This window comes from Micromonospora sp. RTGN7, assembly GCF_033804645.1.
Taxonomy (GTDB): Bacteria; Actinomycetota; Actinomycetes; order Mycobacteriales; family Micromonosporaceae; genus Micromonospora.
Genome location: NZ_JAPZLF010000019.1, coordinates 1 through 17392 on the forward strand (window position 1 = coordinate 1; position 17392 = coordinate 17392).

11 protein-coding genes are annotated in these 17392 nt (G+C 72.0%); 6 read left to right on the plus strand and 5 right to left on the minus strand.

The genetic code is table 11. The features are described 5' to 3' along the window. Positions 1–229 precede the first annotated feature (229 nt). Positions 230–1357 carry an aminotransferase class I/II-fold pyridoxal phosphate-dependent enzyme gene (locus SNR22_RS23320; RefSeq protein WP_320068781.1) on the minus strand — a complete coding sequence of 376 codons (1128 nt, stop codon included), beginning with the start codon at positions 1355–1357 and terminating at the stop codon, positions 230–232. A 291-nt stretch (positions 1358–1648) separates the two neighbouring features. Between SNR22_RS23320 and vioC the strand changes: the two genes are divergently transcribed. Next, positions 1649–2674: an arginine beta-hydroxylase, Fe(II)/alpha-ketoglutarate-dependent gene (vioC, locus tag SNR22_RS23325; protein ID WP_320068782.1), complete on the plus strand. Its 1026-nt coding sequence runs from the start codon at positions 1649–1651 to the stop codon at positions 2672–2674. Here the strand turns inward: vioC and SNR22_RS23330 are convergent. Together SNR22_RS23330 and SNR22_RS23335 are read right to left on the minus strand one after the other, a co-directional pair. After that, the gene (locus SNR22_RS23330; protein WP_320068783.1) at positions 2668–3843 is read right to left on the minus strand and encodes an aminotransferase; all 1176 of its coding nucleotides are present in this window, start codon (positions 3841–3843) and stop codon (positions 2668–2670) included. The genes vioC and SNR22_RS23330 overlap by 7 nt on opposite strands. Before the next feature lie 192 nt (positions 3844–4035). Then, positions 4036–4689 carry a response regulator transcription factor gene (locus tag SNR22_RS23335; protein ID WP_320068784.1) on the minus strand — a complete coding sequence of 218 codons (654 nt, stop codon included), beginning with the start codon at positions 4687–4689 and terminating at the stop codon, positions 4036–4038. A 779-nt stretch (positions 4690–5468) separates the two neighbouring features. Here SNR22_RS23335 and SNR22_RS23340 point away from each other — a divergent pair. Both SNR22_RS23340 and SNR22_RS23345 read left to right on the plus strand, forming a co-directional pair. Further along, entirely contained in the window at positions 5469–6140 is a 672-nt protein-coding gene (locus SNR22_RS23340) for an SDR family NAD(P)-dependent oxidoreductase (protein WP_320068785.1), read from the plus strand. Between the two features lie 48 nt (positions 6141–6188). After that, a complete protein-coding gene (locus SNR22_RS23345) occupies positions 6189–6749 on the plus strand; it encodes an isochorismatase family protein (protein WP_320068786.1) in 561 nt (186 codons plus the stop codon). A 27-nt stretch (positions 6750–6776) separates the two neighbouring features. On the opposite strand, the gene SNR22_RS23350 is transcribed toward SNR22_RS23345, so the two are convergent. Further along, complete coding sequence (locus SNR22_RS23350; protein ID WP_320068787.1) at positions 6777–8411, minus strand: condensation domain-containing protein; 1635 nt, start codon at positions 8409–8411, stop codon at positions 6777–6779. 130 nt (positions 8412–8541) lie between these two features. Here SNR22_RS23350 and SNR22_RS23355 point away from each other — a divergent pair, with 130 nt between their 5' ends. After that, complete coding sequence (locus SNR22_RS23355) at positions 8542–9306, plus strand: thioesterase II family protein (protein WP_320068788.1); 765 nt, start codon at positions 8542–8544, stop codon at positions 9304–9306. Between the two features lie 43 nt (positions 9307–9349). Here SNR22_RS23355 and SNR22_RS23360 read toward each other — a convergent pair whose 3' ends face one another. Beyond that, positions 9350–12802: an AMP-binding protein gene (locus SNR22_RS23360; protein ID WP_320068789.1), complete on the minus strand. Its 3453-nt coding sequence runs from the start codon at positions 12800–12802 to the stop codon at positions 9350–9352. Positions 12803–13070: 268 nt separating this feature from the next. Here SNR22_RS23360 and SNR22_RS23365 point away from each other — a divergent pair, with 268 nt between their 5' ends. Then, positions 13071–13832, plus strand: a complete 762-nt coding sequence (locus SNR22_RS23365; protein ID WP_320068790.1) for a thioesterase II family protein — start codon at positions 13071–13073, stop codon at positions 13830–13832. Positions 13833–13853: 21 nt separating this feature from the next. After that, on the plus strand, positions 13854–17336 hold the full coding sequence (locus SNR22_RS23370) for an amino acid adenylation domain-containing protein (protein WP_320068791.1): 3483 nt from the start codon (positions 13854–13856) through the stop codon (positions 17334–17336). The last annotated feature ends 56 nt before the right edge of the window (positions 17337–17392 follow it).

The following is a 17392-nucleotide window of genomic DNA, read 5'->3' on the forward strand; positions in this document are numbered from 1 at the left end:
GGCCGGCGGGTGGGTGGGTCTCCCCCCGGGGGCCGCTCCCCCGGCGGCCCCCACCCTCCCCGCTCCGCCCCCCCCCCCCGCGGGCCGGGCCCCGCGGCCCCCCGCTTCGCTGTGCCTCCACCCGGCGCTGGGTGCCGCATACCGATGCGCACGGAAGGAGACACGCACAGAAGGACCGGACCGGACCGCTCTGTGCAGCGGTCCGGCCCGGCCTCGGTTGTCGTCGCGGTCAGCTGGCGGACAGTTCCAGGTACGCCTTGGCGAGCGTGCGCGCCCCGGTCTCCACCGTCTCGTGCGGCCGTGCCAGCGAGACGCGGATCAGGCGCAGCCCGGTCGCCGGGTCGGCCCAGTGGAACGGCGCGCACGGCAGCACGTGCACGCCCCGGCCGACCAGATCCTTGTACAGCAGTGAGGAGTCCGGGCCGTCCGGTGGCAGCTCGATACGGGCCACGCTGATCTGGGAGTGCGGGTCGGCCAGCCGCAGCCCGGCCGGCTCGATGGCTGCCCGGACCGCGGCGCGGTTGCCCTCCACGAGGTCCCTGGCGCGCTCGTAGCCGCCCTTGCCCCAGTCCTCGGCCAGCGCCCGCACGAGCTGCAGCACAACCGGCGAGGCGGCCAGCAGCGACTCCGAGAACGCCCGCTCGATGGGCAGGTCGAGGCCCTCGCTGTACGCCAGGAGCCCGATCTTCAGCTCGTGCACCGGCCACAGCTTGCCGGTGTCCTCGATGACGACCCAGTCGGCGCCGGCGGCGTCCAGGACGGCGTACGTGTCGTACTGCGCGTCGCGTACCTGGCCCCGGAAGCTGGCGTCGATGATGACGATCTGCCCGTGGCGGGCGGCGTGCTCGGCCAGTGACCGAAGGTGCCCCTCGGGCGTGATCAGGCCGGTCGGGTTGTTCGGGTGGGTGACCACGATCGCGCGTACCGGCGGGGCCGGCCACTCCTGCGCCAGCAGCGCCTCCTCCGACAGCGGCACCAGCTTCAGGCCGCGGGTCACGAACAGGTCGGCGATGTTGTCGAAGGTGGGGTGCAGTACGGCGATCGTCGCGCCGGACGGCAGGGCCCGCGCCAGGATGTCGGTGGCCAGAGTCGACGAATAACAGCTGAGGATCCGGCCGGTGCCGATCGGCGCGCTGTGTTGGCCGATCGCGTGTAGGAAGGCGGTGTGCGCCTCCAGCTCGATCTCTGGGAACGGCCGGCGCGACGCCTCGGCGAACATGTCCGGGATACCGTCCACGATGGTTGCCTGCTCCGGCGAGAGAAAGAGCCGGGCATGTCCATCGGTCAGGTTGAGGCCACGGTCCACGTCGGTCAGCGCGCTGACCTCCATTGTGGTCAGATTAGCTAGCTCGCTCATCTCTCGATCCCTCGAACGTCTCGTTGAGTCGCTGATCGATCGCGGCTGAACAACGGCGCCGCGCGGTATGAACCGCCGACGGCGGCGCGGACCGGAACAGCAGAGTCTCGGCGTGTTCCCGAACAGTAAGGGCCAGCTGAGCGGCCTACCTGTCCCTTCTAACGGGGACCGATGCGAGGGCCTCGGTTGCTCATAGACTCGGCGATGGAGTCGGTGCGCGCAGTCGCTGGCGCAGCGCGACCGTGGTCAGCCGTGGCTGGCGCGGCCCGCGGTCAGCGGGAGGGAGACGGAGTGCATCACCTGACGCTGACCGCGGAGGACAACGCGGAACTGTCCCCGATGCTCGAAGAGCTGGCCAAGACCTATGCCACGATCGAGAACCGGGAGCTGATCCGGCGGGCGCCGGTGCTGGCCCGGTCGCTACCGGTGCGCCTGCTGGAGTTCCTGGAGGAATACCGCATCGGGGAGCCGTCGGCGCTGTGCATGGTGTCCGGCCTGGCGGTCGACGAGGCCTGGCTGGGACCGACGCCGCAACACTGGCGCGACAGCCAGTACGATTCGCCGGCCCTGCAGCAGGAGATCTTCTTCCTGCTGTGTGCGGCCGTGCTCGGTGACGTCTTCGGCTGGGCCACCCAGCAGGACGGCCGCATCATGCACGACGTCCTGCCGATCCAGGGCCACGAGCACTACGAGCTCGGGTCGAACAGCCTGCAGCACCTCTCCTGGCACACCGAGGATGCGTTCCATCCGTGCCGGGGCGACTACGTGGCGTTGATGTGTCTGAAGAACCCCGACGCGGTGGAGACGCAGGTGTGCGACGTCGGCGACCTGGACTGGTCGCGGCTGGACATCGACGCCCTGTTCGAGCCGGTGTTCACCCAGATGCCGGACAACTCGCACCGGCCGGACGCCAGTCACGCCACCGGTGACCCGCTGGTGGACAAGCTGCGGGCACGGAGCTTCGCGCTGATCCAGTCGTGGAACGAGGACCCGGTCAAGGGGCCGGTGTTGTTCGGCGACCGGGATCAGCCGTACACGGCGCTGGATCCGTACCACATGAAGACCGACGGCTGGTCCGAGCGCTCCCGGCTCGCCTTCCAGGGGCTGTGCGACGAGATCGAGGCGCACATGCGGGACGTGCCGCTGCACCCGGGCGACTGCGTGTTCATCGACAACTTCCGCGCCGTCCACGGGCGCAAGTCGTTCCGCCCCCGCTACGACGGATCGGACCGGTGGCTCAAGAGGCTGAACGTCACGCGTAACCTGCGCGGCTCGCGCGCCTGGCGGCGCGCGGCCGACGACCTCATCATCTACTGACGCTGCGGAGTCGCGACGCCGGCCGCCATGAGGCGGCCGGCGAAGTCGTCGATCGCCTCGAGGCCGGCGTTGCTGAAGCTCACCCGCAGTTCCCCGTGATCGTCCGGCTGGAAGGCGGTGCCGGGGATGACGAGCGTGTCGTACTCCTGGGCGAGCTCGCGGACGACGTCCTCGGTGGGGCGCCCGGAGAACGGGTGCCGGACCCACCCGAAGAAGCCGCCGGCGGAGACGAGTTCGAAGCCGCCCGGGCGGTCCGCCATCACGGCGGTGAACCGGTCCCGCTTGGCGACCAGCTCCCGGGACCGCTCCCGGCGCCAGGATCCGGCTGCGGTCAGGCCGGCCCAGGCGGCCTCCTGGCCGATCCGCGGGGCGCAGATCGCCACACAGTCCAGCAGTTTGAGCACCGCGCGGCCGAGCTCGGGCGAGGTGACCACGGCACCTACCCGGTAGCCGGGGATGGCCAGATCCTTCGAGAAGCTGTGCAGGCTCACCACCGTGTCGGTCCACCGCGGATCGGCGAACAGCCGGTGGGCCGGCTCGTCGGTGCCACGGAACGACCGGTACGTCTCGTCGAGGATGAGCGCGACGTCGTGCCGGCGGGCCACCTCGGCGAGCGCGGCGAGGCCCGCCGGCGGCACCGTGACCCCGCTGGGATTGCCCGGCGACACCACCACGATCGCGCGGGTGCGCTCGCCGATCAGCGCCGCGGCGGCCTCCGGAGTGGGCAACAGGTCGGGGCCGGGATTGAGGTAAACCGGGATGATGTTGTTCATCCGTAGCCACATGTCGTGGTTGAAGTAGTACGGCAGGGCGAGGACGATCTCGTCGCCCGGCCCGGCAAGTGCCGACGCCACGAGGCAGAACGCCTGGTTGCAGCCGGCCGTGACGACGACGTTCTCGGCGCGTACGGCGCCGTCGTAGGCCGCAGCGAGCTCAGCCGCGAAGGCGGCCCGCAGCCGGGGCAGGCCGGCGATCTCGACGTAGTCGCCGCCGTGCGGGTCACGCGCCACCGCCGTGACGTGCTCCAGTACCTCCGGTGCGGCCGGGTACTGCGGCGCAGCCTGGGCGAAGTCGAGCAACTCCCGCCGCCCCGCCCGGCCGTCGAGCAGGGCGTAGGTGGTGCCGATCGGCGAGTCGACGGCACGGGTCGTCGCGGGGTTCAGTCGCACGGCGGTTGACCTTTCACGGACGCGCCCGCACCGGTACGGCGGTCAGGATCTGATGCGGCAGCCGGCGCGGACCTTGGACTCGGGCAGGGTGAAGCGCAGGCAGCAGGTCTTGCGCCGAACGTCGGCTGACCGGCCGGGCCGGGAACCAGCTCGATGAGGTCCTCGATCCGGCGTGTCCGGCCCCGTCCGCGGTCACGCCGCGGTGACAGCTCCGCCCGAGGGCGGGTGGTCGACAGCCAGCCGGCCGAGCAGCGCCGCGCGGGTGAGCTCGGCCTTGTTGCCGACGCCGAGCTTGGCGCGGATGCGTTTGACGTACGTGTCGACAGTGTGCGGGCTGATCCCGAGCCGGGTGGCGATCTGTCCGTGGGTGAGCCCGCGCGAGATCTGGCGGAGCACCTGCTCCTCCCGCTCGGACAGGTGGTGGCCGGGTGTCTCCTGCTGGTCGGCCGGCCTGTTGCCCGTGTCGCTCGGCCGGGAATGGGCATGGGGACGGGAACGTGGCGACACCGGGATGCGCTCGGTGACATCCCGGACGGCCGTCACCAGGTCCGCGGCGGTCGTGCACCGGTCGATCACGCCGCTGGCACCGGCGTTCAGGTAGGCATCGGTCTCACCGTCGGCGGTCAGTACCAGCACCGTGGTGCACCTGGCGATCGTGGCGATGTGGTTCAGGCGTTCTTCGGGTGGGATCGCCTCGACGTCGATGAGGGCCGCGTCGGCCAGCCAGGACACCTCCTCCGCCGAGGAGGTCCGGTCACTGACGACTTTTATGTCCGTACCGGCGAAAATCTGGGTAAGGCCGATTAGGTAGATGGGCGCATTTATTAGGACATCGAGGCGAATCACAAAGCCCCCCCGAGCAAATTGGTGTCGGGTTTCGTTGTCTTGAGGAGAGCCTCCGGACGTGCATTAACTGCCGAGGGTCGCTCCGCCACCACGTCGGCCGGACGAAGCAATATCGGCGACTGTCGATCATGGTAGTGCGGTTTAAGCCGTAGACCAGTCCCTGCTTCCGGTGACACGACAACATGATGCCCGCGCTAAAGCCGACAGAAAAGACTTGCGTGGGTGGCTGTTCGGTGGTTGTCCCTCGCCGAGGCGCGGTCGACCCAGGGTTCGGGCGAGACCCGACGCCGGTGGTAAGTAGGGCGCTGACCTGGGCATATGCGGCGGCATGTCCGTCGGGTGGGGCGTGAGAAAACCGGCATCGCGAATATATTTCATGCTTCCCGACGACATAAAAACGTTACTTTCGCGGCCGGCTACTTTGCTGAGCCTTTCCTCACCATAGTTCAGATTCGTGTAAGACTGACTACAATCTGCAATTATGCTGAGGCGGTGTTCGAGTGACGTCTCGTGCACACGGAGAGAAGACCCGGGCCCCGCGATGACCCGTGCGGGTGACCGGCACGGAGGCAGCCCCGTGCAGAACGACGGGGGTGCCCCGGGAAGCAGCGGCGAGGGGTCCGCCGCGAACGGGAGGGGAGCATGACGAATCCGACTGCTGACAATCCGCCGCATCCATGACGAACTGGCAAGCCGGCGGCGGCTGGCCCTCGGATCCGTACCGGCCGCCACGCCTTGGGGTGTGCCCGCCGGTCCCTGCCGACGGACGGGTGGCGCTGGTGACCGGCGGCAACCGTGGCCTCGGCCTGCGTATCGTCAAGGCGCTCGCCGCGCGCGGGATGCGGGTGGTCATGGCCAGCCGGTCGGCCGCGGGCGGGCGGGCCGCCATCGACCTGCTCGGTGACCTGGCCGACCGGGTGGCGGTCCGGCAGCTCGACATCACCGACCCGGCGAGCGTCGACCGGATGCTCCTCGCCGTCCGTGTGCTGCTCGGCCGGTGCGACGTGTTGGTCAACAACGCCGCCGTGCTGCTCGAGGAGGATTCCGACAGCGTTGTCTCGGTCGACCTCGATGTGGCCCACCGCACGCTGGAGACCAACGTGCTGGGCACGTGGCGGATGGCGCAGGCAGTCGTGCCGATGATGCGCGCCCAGCGGTACGGCCGGATCGTCAACATCGCCGGTGACCTGGGCAGGCCGGGTACGGTCGGGCACGGGCTGCCGGCCTACCGCATCTCGAAGGACACGGTGAACTCCCTGACCCGCATGCTCGCCGACGAGCTGGCGGGCGACGGCGTCCTGGTCAACTCCTACTGCCCCGAGGTGGTGCCGCAGGACGACGACCCGTCGCTGTTCTCGGCACCGGTGGAGACTCCCGTGTGGCTGGCCACGCTGCCCGACGGCGGGCCGACCGGAGGCTGCTACCAGGAGCGGGCGCCCAGCCGACGGTGACCCTCTTCCGCCCTGACAATCGACGGGTGCCTGGGTAAGGTGGCCGCCATGACGACTCTCGAGGATCGGCCCAACACGGCGCTTCTCGTCGTGGACACCCAGGCCGGCGTCGTGGCCGGTGCCCACGACCGGGACGCCGTCGTGGCCAGGATCGGCAGGCTGGTCGAGAGGGCACGCGAGGCCGCCGTGCCGGTCGTCTGGATCCAGCACTCCGACGAGAAGTTGGCGAAGAACAGCGACGACTGGCAGATCGCACCTGAGCTCACGCCGGCCGAATCCGAGCCACGCGTCGACAAGAGCTACAGCGATGCGTTCGAGGACTCGGCGCTGGAGAGCACGCTGGCGCGGCTGAGGGCCGGGCAGCTGTTCGTGGCCGGGGCCGAGACCGACGAATGCATCCGTGCGACCCTGCACGGGGCCGTCGTGCGGGGGTACGACGCGACCCTGGTCGCCGACGCGCACACCACCGAGGACCACACCGAATGGGGCGCGCCGAAGCCGGCGGATGTCATCGCCCACACCAACCTGTACTGGGAGTACCACAGCGCGCCCGGCCGCCGGGCGGGCACGGTGGAGACCGAGAAGGCCGACTTCGCGGGCGCCGCCTGATCGGCGGCACCCGCTTCCTCGTCCGTTCTACAGCGGGTAGTCCCGGATGTCCTGGTCCGGGTCCTCGGCGGCGGCGCGCAGCAGTGCCGCCAACTGCTCGGCCAGCAGCTGCATCGTGGCCGGGTCGTAGCGGTCGGCGTCGAACTCCAGCGTCAGCTCGAGAGCGGAGCCGGTCTCCCGCATCGACACGGCCACGTCGAGCTTCGTCGGGGGCACCGGCGTCTCCATCGCCTCGGCCGTCACCCCGCTGATGGAGTCCGACCGGGGCATGTCGATCGCGTTGAGAATCACCTGGAACAGTGGCGTGCGCGCCGGATCGCGCGGCACCTGCAGCCGGCTGACGAGCAGATCGAGCGGGGCGTCCGCGTGCGCGTACCCGCCGAGCGCCGCCCCCCGTACGGCGCCCAGCAGCTCCGTGAACGTCCGGTCCCCGGCCAGACCGATCCGCAGCGGCAGAGTGTTGACGAAGAACCCGATGAGCCCGCCGGTGGCCGGGTCGGTACGGCCGGTGATCGGCACCCCGACCACCACGTCGGACTGCCCGGACCAGCGGCCCAACACGGTGGCGAGGGCGGCCAGGACACCCATGAACGGCGTGGCACCATGGGCGCGGCACAGCTCCGTCACCGCCTTGGTGTCCGGCTCGGTCAGCATGGTGACGGCGCGGCCGCCACGGCCGCCGCCCGACGAGCGCCGCCGGCCGGCCGGCAGGGTAAGAGCGGCCGGCGCGCCGGCGAGGTGCTGCCGCCAGTAGTCCACGTGTTCCTCGAGCGCCTCACCGGTCAACCACCGCCGCTGCCAGACGGCGTAGTCCCGGTACTGGATCGGGAGCGGGGTCAGCCCGGCCCGCGCCGGGTCACCGCCAGCCGCGTACAACGCCGCGAACTCCTGCACGAACAGGCCGATGGACCAGTTGTCGCAGACGATGTGGTGGGCGGTGATGCTCAGGACGTACGTGTCGTCCCGCACCCTGATCAGCAGGCACCGGAACAGCGGCCCGACGGCAAGGTCGAACGGCGCGGCGGCCTGCTCGTCGGCCAGACGGGTGGCTGCCTCGACCGGGTCGCCGGCCACGCCCGCGAGGTCGGCGACGTCGATGTTCCAGTCCGGGCCGGGCTCGTCGTCCACCACCTGGACCGGGCGGCCGTCCGCCATGGTGAAACGGGTGCGCAGCGACTCGTGCCGGCTGACGATCACGCGTACGCTGCGCTCCAGGACCGCCACGTCGAGCGGCCCGGTCAGCAGCCGCCGACCGTGCACGTTGTACGCGGCGCCCGGCCGCAGCTGGTCCTCGAGCCACAGCCGCTGCTGGTCGTAGGAGAGCACCGGCTCGGCCTCCGCCGGCCGCCGCTCGATCGGCGGGCGCCCGGACGGTGCCCTGGCGGCGACCGCCGCGGCCAGCGTGGCGATGGTCGGCGACTCGAAGAAGTCCCGGGCTCGCACGTCCACCTGCCAGGTCTTGCGGATCCGGCTCACCACGCCGATCGCCTGCAGGGACGTGCCGTCGAGGTCGAAGAAGTCGTCCAGGACGCCGATGTCGGAGCGGCCGAGCACCTCGTGCCAGATCGCGGCGACCGCCTCCTCGTACGGTGTACGCGGGGGAACCGGACCCGTACCGTCATCGGCGGCCGGGGGCTGCTGAACCTGGGGGAGGTCTGTCATACCGGAACGCTACGGGCGGGCGCGCCCGCGGGGATGTCGCGGGAAAACCTGACAGGAGGAGTACGGCCCGGTGCGGTTGACTGGGCTACGGTGCCCCTCCGGGCCGACGACCGACTTCGGGAGGACAGCGATGTCAACCACCCAGGCGTGGTTCCCGTACCGCAAGGCAGCGAACGACTTCGAGGTCTTCGCCTTCCCGCACGCGGGTGCCGGCTCGACCGTCTTCAGCGTGCTGCGCTCGGCGCTGGCCGGCACCGGCGTGGCGCTGATCCCGGGTGTGCTGGCCGGGCGGGAACGCCGGTTGCGCGACCGACCGCACCGGGACATGACGGCCCTGCTCGCCGAGTTCGAGGACATGGCGGCGCAGGACGGATTCGCCGCGTTCCAGGGCGACTACGCGCTGCTGGGGCACTGCTCCGGTGCGCTGGTCGCCTTCGAGATCGCCCGCATCCTCGAGCGCTCACCCTGCCGCGACCCGAAGCTGCTGGTCGTCTGCAGCTGCCTGCCGCCGCCGCTGATCCGGGACACCGGCATGAGCTCGCTGCCCACCGCCGAACTGTTCCGCCGCACCAGTGCGATGGGCGGCACGCCGGACGCGCTGCTGTCCGATCCCGATTTCCTCGACATGATCGAGCGGCCGTTGCGCGCCGACTGGGTGCTGTTCGACGGATACCAGTACCGTCCCGGGCCGAAGCTGCGGACCCCGATCCTGGCCACCCGGGGCGTCGACGACCCGGACATCTCGGCGGCCGACGTCGCGCGGTGGGGTGAGCAGACCGAGGCCGAGTTCTCCACCGTCGAGCTGGGGTCCGGGCACTGGGCGCTGACCGAGGCCGGTTCCCAGGTGCTTGCCCGGGAGATTCCCGCGGTGCTGGGCGTCACCCGCCCGGCCTGATCCGCCGGGACCGGGCCGGCCGCGCGGGCCGGCCCGGTCACCGTCATCCGTGGGTGTTCGCGGCCGTCCGCGGCGCCAGCTCCCCGACCGGCCGCCCCGGGTCACCGGCCACCGCCTCCAGCACCGCCACGAAGTCCTCGACGAGCAGCGCGGCCGACGGCTCGTCCAGGTCGCGGTAGCGCAGCAGCCCGTGCAGCCCGGGTCCCACCTGGGCCATCATCAGCTCCAGCGGCAGGGCACCGGCACCCTGCGGGAGCGGGACGTTCTCCACCCGTAACGTGCCGAGCGACCCCGGCATCCCGGCCGGGCCGACGGCGGCCAGCGCGGCCAGTTCGTCGGCGTGCTCCGGGGACCGGTTGAACGTGAACAGCACGTCGTACAGGGAGCCGCCGCGCCGGCGGGTGCGGTGCCGCCGGGCCAGTAGAGCCATCGGGTAATCCTGGTGTTCCACGGCACCGGCGACCCGTTCCCGGGTCCGGTGCAGTAGGTCGCGGAAGGTGGCGCCGTCGGTGACCACCCCACGGATCAGCACCGGGTTCATGCAGCAGCCGACGACGTCGGCGAACTCCGGCCGGCCGCGCGCCGCGACACTGGTGCCGATGGCGAGGTCCGTCGCGCCGGTGCGGTGGTGCAGCAGCACCTGGAACGCCGCCAGCAACAGCATGTACGGCGTGACCCGCTCCGCCGCGGCGCGTTCGTGCAGTCGCCGGCTCAGCTCCGCCGACAACGTGAAGAATCGGGCACCGCCGTCCCCGTCGCCCGGGATGCTCAGCGTGGACACGCCGTCGCCGACCTGCCCGTCCCAGTACCGGGCCAGTTCCGTGCCGCGTACCGGGTCGTCCAGCACCCGGCGCTGCGCCGAGACGACGTCCACATAGGTTGCCCGTGGCGGCGCCGGCGTGACGTCGCGGCCCTGGGCGTACGCGGTGTAGTACTCGCCCAGGTCGCGGGCCAGCACGGTCATCGACCAGAAGTCGGTGACGATGTGGTGCATCGACAGCAGCAGGATGTCGCCACCGGGCCGCCGGTACAGCGCGGTGCGCAGCAGCGGGCCGGACTCCAGGTCGAACGGTGTACGGGCGGCGTCCGCCACCAGCCGCAGCACGGCGTCGTCGGTCAGCCCGCCGGTGTCGTGGTCCCGGTGTGCCGCACGCCCGTCCGGGCTGATCAGCATCACCGGCTCGTCGTCGCGGACCGGGAACGTGGTGCGCAGAACCGCGTGCCGCGCCACGAGGGCATCCAGGGCGCGGCGCAGCGCGGTGCCGTCCACCGGACCCAGCGACCGCAGGGCCACCGAGACGTTGTAGGCGCTGCTGCCCGGCTCGAACTGCTGGCTGAACCAGATCCACCGCTGGCCGTCCGAGACCGGCACCACCTGTTCGCCGGTCGGGATGTCCTCGGCCGGCCGGTCCGCCGCGGCCGGTGCGGCCGGGCTCTCGCCGGTGAGCTGTCCGGACACGGTGGCGGTCAGCTCGGCCAGGCTCGCCCCGGTCAGCAGCGGCGTGAGCGACATGGTCAGCCCCAGGTCCGCCTCGACCCGCTGCTTCAGCTGCAGCACGGCGAGCGAGTCGAGGCCGGCCGCGGTCAACGGCCGGTCCCGGTCCAGGTCGCCGGGCCCGATGCCGCTGACGGCCGTCACCTGTGCACGGAGGTAGTCCTCCAGCACGGCGGTCCGGCGGTCCGCCGGGGCGGACAGCACCTGCCGGCCGTCGGGCGCCGCCGGGCCGCCGTCCGCCGCCGGAGCGGGCCGGGAACGACCGGCCTCGGGCAGTTCGGCCGCCTCGAACCGGGCCCGGCACAGCCGACGCTGCACCTTGCCGCTGGACGTCTTGGGCATGCCGCCGCTGCGGACCAGGACGACGGTGTGCACCTGCAGCCCGTGCTCGGTGGCCACCGCCTCCCGGACGTGTGACGCCACCTCGTCCACGTCGGCGTCGGTCGTTCCGCGCCGGACCTCGAGCACCACGACCAGGTCCTGGTCGCTGCCCTCGGGCCCGGACAGGAACGCGGCCGCGCCGCCCGGCCGCAGCACCGGATGGGCCCGGGTGGCGGTGTGCTCGATGTCCTGCGGGTAGTGGTTGCGCCCGCGCACGATGATCAGGTCCTTGAGCCGGCCGGTGACCACCAGCTCGCCGTCGCGCAGGAAGCCCAGGTCGCCGGTGCGCAGGAACGTCGGGCCGTCCGGCTCGCCGGCGAGGCGGGCCCGGAAGACCTCCGCGGTCTCCGCCGGCTGGTGCCAGTAGCCCCCGGCCACGCTCGGGCCGGACACCCAGATCTCGCCTACCCGGTCCGCATCGCAGACGGCCGCCGTCACCGGGTCGACAACGGCGATCCGCTGGTCCGGGGCGCCGCGTCCGCAACCGGTCAGCGTCACCGGCGGCACACCGTCCATGGGTGGCTCGGCGCGGTGCAGGCTCAGCGCCGTACGGTCCACCGTCAGCTCGGTCCGCGGACCGCCGGACACACCGCCGGCGCCGCTGACGATGAGCGTCGCCTCGGCCAGGCCGTAACAGGGCAGGAACGCCTCGGCCCGGAAGCCCGACGGCCCGAACGTGCCGGCGAACCGGCGCAGCGTGCCGGGACGGACCGGCTCGGCGCCGTTGAACGCGACCCGCCAGCTACTCAGGTCCACCGTTGCGAGCAGCTCCGGCCCGGCCTTGCGGGCGCAGAGGTCGTACGCGAAGTCGGGGCCGCCGGTGACGGTCACCCGGAACCGGTCGACGGCCCGCAGCCACCTCGCCGGCTCCTGCAGGAAATGCAGCGGCGACATCAGCACGACGGGGCAGCCGGCGTACAACGGCTGCAGCAGCCCGCCGATCAGGCCCATGTCGTGGTACGGCGGCAACCAGCTTGCGCCCACGCTGTCCGGGGTGGTGCCGAACAGGCGCTGGATGACGCCCGAGTTGTGCAGCAGGTTGCGGTGCGACAGCATCACGCCCTTCGGCTGCGCCGTCGAGCCCGACGTGTACTGCAACATCGCGGTGGCATCCGGGTCCACCGGTGGCGGCCCGTCCCCGGCCGCGTCGTCGGGCACCTCGTCCACCGCCACCCAGCGCAGCGCATCCAGTTCCGGCGCCAGCCGGGTCAGCTCGTCCAGCAGGCCGAGCACCGGGGAGACGGTCAGCGCCACCACCGGACCGGCGTCGCGCAGGATGCCCAGCAGCCGGGGGAGCGTGCGTTCCAGCTGGAACGGGTCGGGCGGGTAGACCGGCACGGCGATCACCCCGGCGTACAGGCAGCCGAAGAAGGCGTTGACGTAGTCCAGTCCGGGCGGCAGCAGCAGCACTGCCCGGTCGCCCGGCCGGGCGCCGCCGGCACGCAGGGCGGCGGCGACGGCACGCGCCCGCACGTCCGCCGCGCCGTAGGTCAATTCGAGCCGCTCGTCGTCACCGTCGGCCAGAAAGGTGTATCCGCGCCGGTCCGGATCGTGCTGGGCGCGGGAGCGCAGCAGCTCGGCGATGGTTCGGGCGCCGGCGGCGTACCCCTGGTCGGCCACGGTTTTTCCTCCACGGGGGATGCGGTCGGACCGGCGCCTCCGGCCCGCGGGGGCGGGCGCCGGTGACCTGGGACAGCTGCCAGTCAAGCCGAGAGGTGCCGGGTTCTCCCGTCGGGTATTTCGGCGACAGCCGGGCGCGGCCGCGGGTGCCCGGCGGGCGTGAGTCGCCCATTCACGTGACTCCTTGGCCGGCCGTGGCGGTGCCTACGCTGGCCGCCGAGCGCGTCCGCCAGATCGTCCGTTCGCTGGCCCGCAGGAGGCAAGCAGCATGAGTCCATCGGACGACGCGGCGCGTTGGCTGCGACGGCCGCGCGGCGCCGAATCCGCCGCCGTACGGTTGTTCTGCTTCCATCATGCGGGCGGTGCGGCCTGGCTGTACCGGGACTGGCCGCGGCACATGCCCGCCGTCATCGAGCCGATCGCCGTGCAGCTGCCGGGCCGTGGTGAGCGGTTCCGGGAGCCGCCGGTGCAGCGGATGGCACCCCTGGTGGACCGGCTCACCGGCGTCGTCGGCCCGCTGCTGGACCGGCCGTTCGCGTTCTTCGGGCTCAGCATGGGTGCGCGGATCGCCTGGGCGCTGGCCCACGGGCTGCGTGACCGGGGCATGCCCACGCCGATCGCGTTGTACACGGCCAGTGCCGCCGCACCAGCAGAGCCGGACCGGCGCACCGACTGGCAGCAGGACCTGGTCGGCTACCTGCGCAGCATGGGCGGAACCCCGCCGGAGGTCTTCGCCGAGCCGCAGCTGCTGGAGGCCGTGCTGCCGACACTGCGTGCCGATCTCACCCTGCTCGACACGTTCCAATTCCGCCCCCGTACGCCGCTGGACATGCCGATTCTCGCGTTCGCCGGCCGCGACGACCCGGAGGGTTCTCCGCTGCGGATGCGTGGCTGGCGCGCGGAGACCACCGGCCGGTTCGAGCTGGTGGTACGGCCGGGCGGGCATTTTTTCGACGCGGCCGAGGAGTCACGGCTGATCCGCACGGTTGCTGAAGACCTCTGTGCACTCGCGCGCCTCGAGCCTGTGTGACCGACGGATGGGAGTGGTCCGATGACCGATTTGCAGAGCCGAATCGCGGCGTTGTCCCCGCAGCAGCGGGCGCTGTTGGAGTCGCGAGCCGCCGGGATGGTGGCCGACCAGGGCACCATGGACCAGGGCGGCATCACCCCGCGGGACCGTTCCCGGCCCACGCCGCTGTCGTTTGCCCAGCAGCGGGAGTGGGCGCTGGAACGGTTCCGTCCCTCCAACAACATCATCGGCGCGCTGCGCCTGGAGGGTGACCTCGACCTCGACCTGCTGGCCCGGGTGATCACCGAGATCACCGCCCGGCACGAGGTGCTGCGCTCCACGGTGGAGCTGATCGACGGCAAGCCGGTGCAGGTGGTGCAGCCGGTCACCCCGGTGCCGCTGCCGGTGGTGGACCTGCGCGGGTTCGGCCCGCAGGAGCAGGCCGACGAGGTACGGCGGTGCTACGACACCGAGGTGACCCGCCCCTTCCCGCAGGAGCAGGCGACGAAGCTGCGGGCCACCGTGCTGAGGCTGGACGACCAGACGTACGTGGGGCTGCTGATCATGCACCACGCTGCGTCGGACGGGTGGTCGGCGTCCATCGTCGTACGCGAGGCGGTCCTGCTCTACCAGGCCTTCCTGGCCGGTGAGGGTACGAGCCTGGTGCCGCTGCCGATCCAGTACGGCGACTTCGCGGCGTGGCAGCGCGAGCGTCTCGACGAGGAGCGGATGGCCGCCGCGCTCGCGTACTGGAAGGAGACGCTGGCCGACATCCCGCCGCGGCTGGAGCTGCCCACCGAACGGCCGCACCCGGTACGGCGGACGTTCGCGGCCGACCAGCACGCGGTCGAGCTCAGCGCCGACACGGCGGTCGCGGTACGCCGGTTCGCCGAGGCCGAGAGCATCTCGATCGCCATGATCATGGCGGCTGTGTCCTCGGTCGTGTTCCACCGTTACACCGGCCAGGACGACATCGTGCTGGGCTCGGCGATCACCGGCCGGGTGCGCACCGAGACCGAGCAGCTCATCGGCTGCTTCGCCAACGCGCTGCCGCTGCGGCTGCGGGTGGACCGGTCACAGACCCTGCGCGAGGTGCTGCACCAGTCCCGCGACGTGGTCTCCGCCGCCTTCGCACACCAGGACATCCCGTTCGACCGGCTGATCGAGGAGCTGGCGCCGCGGGAGGCGTCGCAGACCCCGCTGATCCAGATGATGGTCAACGTCCTGACCTCACCCGGGGAGATCTCCCGCCCGGTGACGCAGACCCACGAGACGCCGCGGCTGCGGATCAGCCCGGAACCGGTGGAGCTCGGGCCCATCCCGATCGACCTCATCCTCATTGTGCAGCCCCGGCCGGAGGCGATGTCGCTGCTGTGGCACTACAGCAGCGAGCTGTTCGACCACGACACCGTGGCCCGGCTCGCGGAGCACTTCGAGTACGTCCTGGCCCAGTTGGTCGGCGAGCCGGACCGCCGGGTCGGCGACATCGAGCTGGCCGCCCCGGTCTCGGCGGAGGCCGTGGCACCGCTGCCGGCACCGCACCGGGTGGGCACCGGTGTGGTCGAGCGCTTCCAGCGTCGGGCGGCCCTCGCCCCGGACGACCCCGCGGTGGTGTGCGACGGCGTGGCGATGAGCTACGCCGACCTCAACCGGGACGCCAACCGGCTGGCCCGGCGGCTGCGGTCGCTCGGCGTCGGCGCGGAGCAGCCGGTCGGCGTGCTGGTGGACCGCTCGCCGCTGCTGGCCGTGGCGGTCCTCGGGGTGCTCAAGGCCGGCGGCGCGTACGTGCCGATCGACCCGGACTACCCGGCCGAGCGCATCGACCTGCTGCTCGCCGACGCCGGAGCGCCGGTCGTGATCACCACCGGCAAGCTCGCCTCGCTCGCCGGCACGGTGCCGACGGTGCTGGTGGACGAGCCGGGCGAGGACGATGGCACGGACCTGTCCGACCCGCCGGCGCTCACCTCGGCGGCGTACGTCGTGTACACCTCCGGGTCGACCGGGCAGCCGAAGGGCGTGGTGATCGAGCACCGGTCGCTGGTGACGTTCGCGGCCGAGGTCGCCGAGCGGCTCGGGCTGGGTGCCGGCGACCGCTTCCTGCAGTTCGCCTCGCCGAGCTTCGACGTGCTCGCCGAGGAGCTGTTCCCGGTGTGGTTGGCCGGCGGCGCGGTGGTGTTCCCGCCCGCGGACATGACCGGGCTGAACATCGACGTGGACGCGGTGACCGAGCGTGACCGGGTGAGCGTCATGGAGCTGCCCGCCGCGTTCTGGCACGAGTGGGTGCTCGACATCCACCGCACCGGACGTACCCTGCCGCCCTCGCTGCGGCTGGTCATCGTCGGCTCGGAACGCGTGCTGCCGGAGCGGCTGGCGATGTGGCAGCGGCTGGAGATCCCGCTGATGAACGTCTACGGCATCACCGAGACGACGGTCAGCTCGACGTTCTTCCGGCTGGGCCGGCACGCGCCGGAGGCCGACCTGCAGCGCCTGCCGATCGGCACCCCACTGCCGTCGGTACGCCTGCAGATCCTCGACTCCGACCTGCGGCCGGTGCCGGTGGGTGGCGTGGGCGAGCTGTACATCGGCGGCATCTCGGTGGGCCGTGGCTACCTCAAGCGTCCGGAGTGGACGGCACAGCGCTTCATCGCCGACCCCGACCCGGCGTGCCCTGGCGAGCGGATCTACCGCACCGGGGACCTGGTGCGGCAGCGCGGCGACGGCAACCTGGAGTTCCTGTCCCGCGGCGACACCCAGATCAAGATCCGGGGCTTCCGGGTCGAACCGACCGAGATCGAGTCGGCGATCTGCCGGCACCCGCAGGTGGCCCAGGCGGTGGTGACCGTGCACGAGCCGGCGCCGGGGCGGCGCCGGCTGGTCGGCTACCTGGTCCCGGAGCCGCGTACCCGGGTGTTGCTCACCGACCTGCGCCGGTTCCTGGCCCAGGAACTGCCGCACTACCTGATCCCGGCGGCGTTCGTCTCCCTGGAGCGGCTGCCGCTCACCGCCAACGGCAAGATCGACTTCGAGCGCCTGCCGGAGCCCACCGAGGAGCGGCCGGAACTGCCCGAGGAGATGGTGCCACCGAGCTCCGAGGCGGAGCACAAGCTCGCCGCCATCGTCGCCGCGGTCCTGGGGGTCACCCAGGTCGGCGCCAACGACAACTTCTTCGAGCTCGGCGGCGACTCCATCCAGGCGATCCAGGTCGCCGCCCGGGCCAAGGACGAGGGCCTACCGCTGTCTCCGCTCGACCTGTTCGAGCACCCGACGGTGGCACTGCTCGCCCAGCGTTCCGCCGCGGGTGCCGACAAGCCAGGCAGCGCCGACCCGGCCTCGGCACCGGCCGGGCCGGCGGCAGCCGCCGGCCGGCCGGACACCGCCGGTGCGGCCCAGGCCGAGCCCGCGGCGCCGGAGGAGCCGGCGGCGGCGGCCACCCCGGCCACCCCGGCGGACTTCCCGCTGGCCCGCGTCGACCAGTCCCAGCTGGACACCCTGCTCGGCCGGATCGGCGGCGGAGGCAACGGCTGAGCGAGAGACCGCCCGCACCGCGAAGGGGCCGCCCGGACGATGTCCGGGCGGCCCCT

What these genes read in the sequence shown, in the direction of transcription:
- SNR22_RS23320 (WP_320068781.1), bottom strand. Translation starts at nt 1,357, where the DNA reads ATGAGCGAGCTAGCTAATCTGACCACAATGGAGGTCAGCGCGCTGACC.
- SNR22_RS23345 (WP_320068786.1), top strand. Translation starts at nt 6,189, where the DNA reads ATGACGACTCTCGAGGATCGGCCCAACACGGCGCTTCTCGTCGTGGAC.
- SNR22_RS23350 (WP_320068787.1), bottom strand. Translation starts at nt 8,411, where the DNA reads ATGACAGACCTCCCCCAGGTTCAGCAGCCCCCGGCCGCCGATGACGGT.
- SNR22_RS23355 (WP_320068788.1), top strand. Translation starts at nt 8,542, where the DNA reads ATGTCAACCACCCAGGCGTGGTTCCCGTACCGCAAGGCAGCGAACGAC.
- SNR22_RS23365 (WP_320068790.1), top strand. Translation starts at nt 13,071, where the DNA reads ATGAGTCCATCGGACGACGCGGCGCGTTGGCTGCGACGGCCGCGCGGC.
- SNR22_RS23370 (WP_320068791.1), top strand. Translation starts at nt 13,854, where the DNA reads ATGACCGATTTGCAGAGCCGAATCGCGGCGTTGTCCCCGCAGCAGCGG.